Source organism: Kitasatospora nipponensis, from assembly GCF_039528135.1.
In the GTDB taxonomy this organism is placed as follows: domain Bacteria; phylum Actinomycetota; class Actinomycetes; order Streptomycetales; family Streptomycetaceae; genus Kitasatospora; species Kitasatospora nipponensis.
In genome coordinates this window covers 1-737 of sequence record NZ_BAAALF010000681.1, presented here as the reverse complement: position 1 = coordinate 737, position 737 = coordinate 1, and the positions used below count along the sequence as shown (strand labels likewise).

1 protein-coding gene is annotated in these 737 nt (G+C 66.1%); it reads right to left on the bottom strand.

Annotated elements, in window-relative coordinates; all coding sequences use genetic code 11:
* The coding region (locus ABD323_RS42690) for an LCP family protein (RefSeq protein WP_344447432.1) at positions 1 to 737 on the bottom strand (737 nt) is incomplete at both ends.

The window sequence follows — 737 nt, the reverse complement described above, 5'->3', positions numbered from 1 at the left end:
GGCGTCCTTGTCGTTCAGGACCAGCCGGTTCTCGTCCTTGGGGTCGTCCAGCACCGGCACCGTGGTGAAGGTGATGTTCTGGGTGTTGACCTTGGAGAGGTCGAGCGCCAGGTCCTTGAGCTTGTCCACGCTCTTGATCGCGGAGTCCACGGTGTGCGCCTTGGTGGCGGCGTCCGCGAGGTTCCACAGCTTGGTCGGGCTGGTCAGGGTGTCGCTGCTCTTGATCTTGCGGATCATCGAGCTGATGAACTGCTGCTGGAGCGGGATCCGGGTCAGGTCCCCGCCGAGGCCCACGGCGTGCCGGGTGCGGACGAAGGCGAGTGCCTCCTCGCCCTGCACCACGTGCTTGCCCTTGGACATCTTCAGGTGCGAGTCCTTGTCGTTGATGTCCTTGGCCGCGCAGACCTCCACCCCGCCGACGGCGGTCGAGAGGGTCTTGACCGCGTTGAAGTCCACCATCACGAAGTGGTCGACGTGAATGCCCGTCATCTTCTCGACGGTCTTCCAGGTGCAGCCCGGATCGCGGCCGTCCTGACCCAGGCTGGTGTTGAACATGCCCCGGGCCGAGCCCGGGATCTTCTTGCCGGCCGCGTTCTCGCACTCCGGGATCGGCACCATCAGGTCGCGCGGGATGCTCAGCACGGTCGCGTTGGTGCGGTCCTTGGAGATGTGGAACAGCAGGGTGGTGTCGGCGTGGCCCTCGCTGCCCTCGTCGCCGTAGTCGCGCCCCAGGCCCT